The organism is Planomonospora algeriensis, from assembly GCF_977012225.1.
Map to the genome: position 1 here is coordinate 1 of NZ_CDRNDK010000397.1, position 5,878 is coordinate 5,878.

Genomic DNA, 5,878 nt, shown 5'->3' on the forward strand with positions numbered 1-5,878 from the left:
CCCCGGCCGGCGCGCGGTCAGCCTCCTGACCAGCGGCCTGGCCAGCGGAGCGAGCAGGGCCAGCAGCGACAGCCCAGCAGGGCCGCCGCGATCGGGCTGCGCACCAGGACCGCGGCGTCGCCCGCGCCGATGGCCAGGGCCCGGCGCAGCTGGATCTCCGCCATCGGGCCCAGGATCATGCCGATCACCGCGGGCGCGACCGGCAGGCCGAAGCGGCGCATCGCGAAGCCGAGCAGGCCCAGGACGTAGAGCACCACCAGGTCCACCCAGGAGGCGTTCAGGGCGTAGACCCCGAGCGCGGCGAACAGCACGATCCCGGCGTAGAGGTAGGGACGCGGGATGTGCAGCACCTTCGCCCAGACCGGAGCCAGCGGCAGGTTGAGCACCAGCAGCATGACGTTGCCCAGGAACAGCGACGCGATCATGCCCCAGACCAGGGCCGGGTTGTGGTCGAACAGCTGGGGGCCGGGCTGCAGGCCGTACTGCTGGAAGGCCGCCAGCATGATCGCGGCGGTGGCCGAGGTGGGCAGGCCCAGAGTGAGCAGCGGGACCAGGGTGCCCGCGGCGGAGGCGTTGTTGGCGGCCTCGGGGCCCGCGACGCCCTCGATCGCGCCCTTGCCGTACTCCTCGCGGGCGGTCCCGCGGGCCAGCCGCCGCTCGATCGAGTACGACAGGAACGTCGGGATCTCCGCGCCGCCGCCCGGCAGCGCGCCGAACGGGAAGCCCAGCGCGGTCCCGCGCAGCCACGGCCGCCAGGACCGGGACCAGTCGGAGCGGCCGAGGAAGGCCCGGCCGACCGGGATGATCTCCGGTTCGTCGTGGCGCAGCCGGGAGGCCACGTAGAGCGCCTCGCCCAGCGCGAACAGGCCGACCGCGACGACCACCACCTCGATGCCGCCGAGCAGCTGGGGGACGCCCAGGGTCAGCCGGGCCTGCCCGGTCTGCTCGTCGATGCCGATCAGGCCGATGACCAGGCCGAACCCCAGCGAGGCCAGGCCGCGCACCACCGAGCGCGACAGCACCGATGAGACCGCGGTGAACGCCAGCACCGCCAGCGCGAAGTAGTCCTCCGGCCCGAAGGAGATCGCGAAGTCCACGACCAGGGGGGCCGCGACGACCAGCAGGCCGGTGGCGATCGTGCCCGCGACGAACGACCCGATCGCCGCGGTGGCCAGCGCCTGGGCGGCCCGGCCGCGCCGCGCCATCTTGTTGCCCTCCAGCGCGGTGATCATCGAGGAGCTCTCGCCGGGCGTGTTGAGCAGGATCGAGGTCGTGGACCCGCCGTACATGCCGCCGTAGTAGATCCCGGCGAACATGATGAACGCGCCGGCCGGCGGGACGTTGAAAGTGATCGGCAGCAGCAGGGCCACGGTCATCGCCGGGCCGATGCCGGGCAGCACCCCCACCAGCGTGCCGAGGGTGACCCCGGCCAGCGCGTAGAGCAGGTTGACCGGGGTGAGCGCGGTCGCGAACCCGTCCAGCAGCAGTTGGAAGGACTCCACCTAGATCACCCCCGAGAGCAGCCCGGCGGGCAGCGTGACGCCCAGGCCCTTGACGAAGGCCAGGTAGGACAGGGTGGACAGGACGATCGCGAGCGCGCCGGCGCGCAGCCGGTGCGCCGCGCCGAGCGTCACCGCCAGCCCGAAGAACAGCAGCGCGCCCGCGATGATCCAGCCCAGCGGGTCGACCAGGCCCGCGAAGGCCAGGAAGATCACACTGACCTGGAGCACGGTCCGCCAGTCCGCGGGGGCGGCGGCGTCGACGTCCTCGCTCTCCTCCGGGTCTCCGTGGCCGCCGCGGAGCACGTCGGCCGCGTAGCAGACCCCGATCACCAGCAGCGCGATCCCGACGAGCACCGGGAAGAAGCGGGGTCCCAGCCCCAGCGTGGAACTGGCGGCGGAGACGTCCGCCGTGCCCGCGAGCACGAATCCGCCCAGCCCCAGGACGACCAGCGCCATCACCAGCTCCGGCCGCCGCCAGTCCCACCCCGGCCCGCCCTCCGGCCCCTCGGGGGAGGACATGTCGGAGGACATCAGGAGACGAGTCCCATCTCGGCGATGATGGCCTTGATCCTGGTCTGCTCGGCCGCCAGGAAGTCGGCGAACGGCTTGCCCGCCTGGAAGGCGTCGGTCCAGCCGTTCTTGGCCACCGCGTCCTTCCACGCCTGCGACCCGTGCATCTTCGTGACCAGGTCGACCAGCTTCTTCTGAGCCTCCTCGTCCAGGTCGCGGGGGGCGACGAACCCGCGCCAGTTGGCCAGCTCGACGTCCAGGCCGGCCTCCTTCAACGTGGGCGCGTCCACGCTGGCGATCCGCGCCGGAGCGGACACGCCGAGGGCGCGCAGCCGTCCCGACTTCACGTGCTCGGCGAACTCACCGACCCCGGAGACGCCCATCGCGACCTTGTTGCCCAGCAGCGCGTTCAGCGCCTCGCCGCCGCCGGAGTGCGCGATGTAGTTGACCTGCTTGGGGTCGATCCCGGCGGCCTTGGCCATCAGCCCCGCCACGATGTGGTCGGTGCCGCCGGCCGAGCCGCCCGCGATCGCGACCTTCGCGGGGTCCGCCTTCCACGCCGCGACCAGGTCCGCCAGCGTCCGGTGCGGGGACTCGGCGGGGACGACGACGAGCTCGTACTCCTCGACCAGCTTCGCGACGGGCGTGGTGTCGGCCAGGGTCACCTGCGACTTGTTCTGCTCGACCGCGCCCACCATGACCAGGCCCATGGTCATCAGCAGGTCGCCGTTGCCCTTCTCCCGCTCCAGCTGGGACAGGCCGATGGTGCCGCCCGCCCCGGGCACGTTGTAGACCTCGATCGTGCGGGACGGGTCGAGGCTCTTGAGGGCCTGCTCCGCCGTACGGGCGGTCTGGTCCCAGCCGCCGCCGGGCGAGGCGGGGGCCATGATCCTCAGCGCGCTGGTGCCCGAGGGCGACCCCGAGCCGCAGGCCGTGAGGGCGGCGAGCGGCAGGATCGCCAGGACCGCGAGTCTGCGAAGGCGCATGTCATCTCCTGACAACGAAAGAAACGGCGTGGTGAGGATGCTGGAGGGTGCGCGCCGCGCTGTCGATGCTTTGCGTGCTTGCCGTCGTATCGGTCGTATTGGTCACGGCCGCAGGGCCGCCGCGACCCGGCCGTGACCTCCAGGTGCTTTCATGAGGTCTCTGACCTGGGAGTACTCGTGCGAAAGATCCTCAGCGCCTCCCTCGGCACCCAGCTGTTCGTGCTGCAGATGGCGGTCGTGCTGCTCTCGGCGGGCGGTACGGCGGGCGTCTGGACGGAGCACCTGCGCGACCAGCTCGAGCGGCGGCACCAGCAGCGGGCCCTGGCCATCGCCGAGGCGGTGGCCGGGCTGCCCGAGGTGCGGGAGGCGTTCGCCCACCCCCGCCCGCCGTCGGTCCTGCAGCCGATAGCGCTGGGCGTGCAGGCCGCGACCGGCGCGGACTACGTGGTGATCGCCAACCGCGACCAGATCCGCTACGCCCACCCCAACCCCGCGCTGATCGGCAGGCGGCTGTCCACCGACGGCTCGCAGGTCCTGTCCACCGGCCGCGCCTGGACCGGCGTCCAGACCGGGACCCTCGGCCGCTCGGTGCGGGGCAAGGCCGCCGTCCGCGACGCCTCCGGCGCGATCATCGGCCTGACCTCGGTCGGGGTGCTGGAGGAGACCGTCGCCGGCCAGTTCGGCGCGGCCCTGCCGCCGCTGCTCTGGACCGTGCTGGCCGTGCTCCTCGCCGGATCGGCCGGGGCCGCGCTGATCGCCCGCCGGGTCCGCCGGCAGACCTTCGGCCTCGAACCGGCGGAGATCGCCTCCCTGCTGGAGCAGCGCGAGGGCGTGCTGCACGGTGTGAAGGAGGGCATCGTCGCCCTCGACCTGCAGGGCGGGGTGACGCTGCTCAACGACGCCGCGCGGGAGCTGCTCGGCCTGTCGGCCTGCGACGTCGGCCGCCGGCTCGCGGAGCTGCCGCTCTCGGACCGCATGCGCGACGTGCTGGCGGGGGAGGACGAGGGCGACGACCGGGTGGTGCTGCACCGGGACCGGGTGCTGGTGCTCAACCGCATGCCGGTGGCCGTGCGCGGGCGGAGCAACGGCTGGGTGGTCACCCTGCGCGACCGGACCGAGCTGGTACGGCTGGCGCGCGCGCTCGACCAGGCCAGCAGCACGACCGACGCGCTGCGCGCCCAGGCCCACGAGTTCGCCAACCGCATGCACACCGTCGTCGGCCTGCTGGAGCTCGGCGAGCACGAGACGGCGATCGGCTACATCACGCGGACCACCGAGGTGATCGGCCACCACTCGGCGGGCATCAGGGAGAAGGTCGCCGACCCGACCCTGGCCGCGCTGCTGCTGGCCAAGTCCGCCGAGGCCGCCGAGCGGGGCGCGGCCCTGGTGCTCGCCGACGACTGCCGGGTGGAGGAGGGCGCGCTCGGCGACCCGCAGGACGCGGTGCTCGTCGTCGGCAACCTGGTGGCCAACGCCCTGGACGTGCTGGAGGAGATCGGGGGGACGGTGGAGGTCTCGGTCCGCACCGAGAAGGACGGTCTGCACATCCGCGTCGGAGACTCCGGCCCCGGCGTCAGCCCCGCCCTGGCCGAGGAGGTGTTCCGGGAGGGCTTCACCACGAAGGTCGCCCGCTCCGGCCCCCGCGGGCTCGGCCTGGCCCTGACCCGGCAGGCGTGCCTGCGGCGCGGCGGCTGGATCCGCGTGCACAACGCGGGCGGCGCGGTCTTCACGGCCCTGCTGCCCCGCAGAGAGGAGGCCGCGTGAACGCCCCCCGGGGAACGGCGCCGCAGATCGGCGTCCTGGTCGTGGACGACGACTTCATGGTGGCCAGGATCCATGCCGGTTACGTCGCGCGGGTGCCTGGGTTCACCGTGGTCGGCGCCGCGCACACCGGGGAGACGGCGCTGGCGGCGGTGGCGCGGCACCGGCCCGACCTGGTGCTGCTCGACATCTACCTGCCGGACATGTCGGGACTGGACGTGCTCAGGGAGCTGAGGGGCGCCTCCCACCCCGTCGACGTGCTGGTCGTCACCGCGGCGCGCGACACGGTCACGGTGCGCGAGGCCATGCGCGGCGGCGCGGTGAACTACCTGGTCAAGCCGTTCGGGGCCGGAGCGCTCACCGAACGGCTGGAGCGCTACGCCGACCTGCGCCGGCGGCTCTCCGCGATCGGGTCCGCCGCGGGCCAGGACGAGATCGACCGGCTGTTCGGTGAGGGAGGGGGCGGCGGCGGCCCGCAACCGCTGCCCAAGGGGCTGTCCGGGACCACCTGCGCGCTGGTGGAGGACGTGCTCAGGCAGGCGGGCGCGGACCTGTCGGCGACCGAGGTGGCGGCGCTCACCGGCCTGTCCCGGGTCAGCGCCCGGCGCTACCTGGAGCACCTGTGCGCCACCGGCCGGACCCGCCTGCGGCCGAAGTACGGCACCGCCGGCCGGCCGGAGCACCGCTACCTGTGGACCGGTTGATTTGTGACCCCTTCGGGGACGACGGCCGGTCATTGTGGTTTAGGGTTGCCGAGGGGAGAAAGTGTGAGGGAGGGGACGGAGGCCGTGCGGAACGCCGGAAGGCCAACCGAACCACCGACGGATCCGTTCGCCGCGGTCCCCCTGCCCTCACATCCGATCCGGCCGGGCGCCGCCGCCGGATCGCGGGATCCGCACAGGCCCGTCGCGGAGCGGCCGAGGTCCGGGCCGGACGGCGCCTCGAACGGCGCTCCGAACGGCGCTCCGAACGCCGCCCCCACCGGTGGCCCCCGCCTCCCTCCGGGCGTCTCACCCGACATCTTCGGGCCCTCCGGCGATCCCGGCTTCGGCCGGACCGCCGGACCGGCCGCGGGAGGAACGGCTGCCGCAGGCCGCGCTCCCGCCTCCAGCCCTGCGG

General features: G+C 73.7%; 5 protein-coding genes. 2 read left to right on the plus strand and 3 right to left on the minus strand.

Annotation, left to right across the window (positions count from 1 at the left end):
• Window positions 1-17: 17 nt before the first annotated feature.
• Genes ACWJ6R_RS28505 through ACWJ6R_RS28515 form a run of 3 tightly spaced genes read right to left on the minus strand, consistent with a single transcriptional unit; the run spans window position 18 to window position 2,998 of the window.
• Window positions 18-1,502, minus strand: coding sequence for a tripartite tricarboxylate transporter permease (locus tag ACWJ6R_RS28505; protein WP_449065185.1), 1,485 nt, complete (start codon window positions 1,500-1,502; stop codon window positions 18-20).
• Window positions 1,503-2,033 (minus strand): tripartite tricarboxylate transporter TctB family protein, encoded by a 531-nt coding sequence (locus ACWJ6R_RS28510; RefSeq protein ID WP_449065186.1) that lies wholly within the window; start codon window positions 2,031-2,033, stop codon window positions 1,503-1,505.
• A complete protein-coding gene (locus tag ACWJ6R_RS28515; protein WP_449065187.1) occupies window positions 2,033-2,998 on the minus strand; it encodes a Bug family tripartite tricarboxylate transporter substrate binding protein in 966 nt (321 codons plus the stop codon). Before ACWJ6R_RS28515 ends, ACWJ6R_RS28510 begins: the two co-directional genes overlap by 1 nt.
• A gap of 177 nt (window positions 2,999-3,175) precedes the next feature.
• Between ACWJ6R_RS28515 and ACWJ6R_RS28520 the strand changes: the two genes are divergently transcribed.
• Both ACWJ6R_RS28520 and ACWJ6R_RS28525 read left to right on the plus strand, forming a co-directional pair.
• The gene (locus tag ACWJ6R_RS28520) at window positions 3,176-4,762 is read left to right on the plus strand and encodes an ATP-binding protein (protein WP_449065188.1); all 1,587 of its coding nucleotides are present in this window, start codon (window positions 3,176-3,178) and stop codon (window positions 4,760-4,762) included.
• Window positions 4,763-4,818: 56 nt separating this feature from the next.
• On the plus strand, window positions 4,819-5,463 hold the full coding sequence (locus tag ACWJ6R_RS28525; RefSeq protein ID WP_449065189.1) for a response regulator: 645 nt from the start codon (window positions 4,819-4,821) through the stop codon (window positions 5,461-5,463).
• Window positions 5,464-5,878 lie beyond the last annotated feature (415 nt).

Bases quoted from the DNA above. Each gene is read 5' to 3' on its own strand.
- ACWJ6R_RS28510 (WP_449065186.1), bottom strand. From the start codon at position 2,033: ATGTCCTCCGACATGTCCTCCCCCGAGGGGCCGGAGGGCGGGCCGGGG.
- ACWJ6R_RS28515 (WP_449065187.1), bottom strand. From the start codon at position 2,998: ATGCGCCTTCGCAGACTCGCGGTCCTGGCGATCCTGCCGCTCGCCGCC.
- ACWJ6R_RS28525 (WP_449065189.1), top strand. From the start codon at position 4,819: ATGGTGGCCAGGATCCATGCCGGTTACGTCGCGCGGGTGCCTGGGTTC.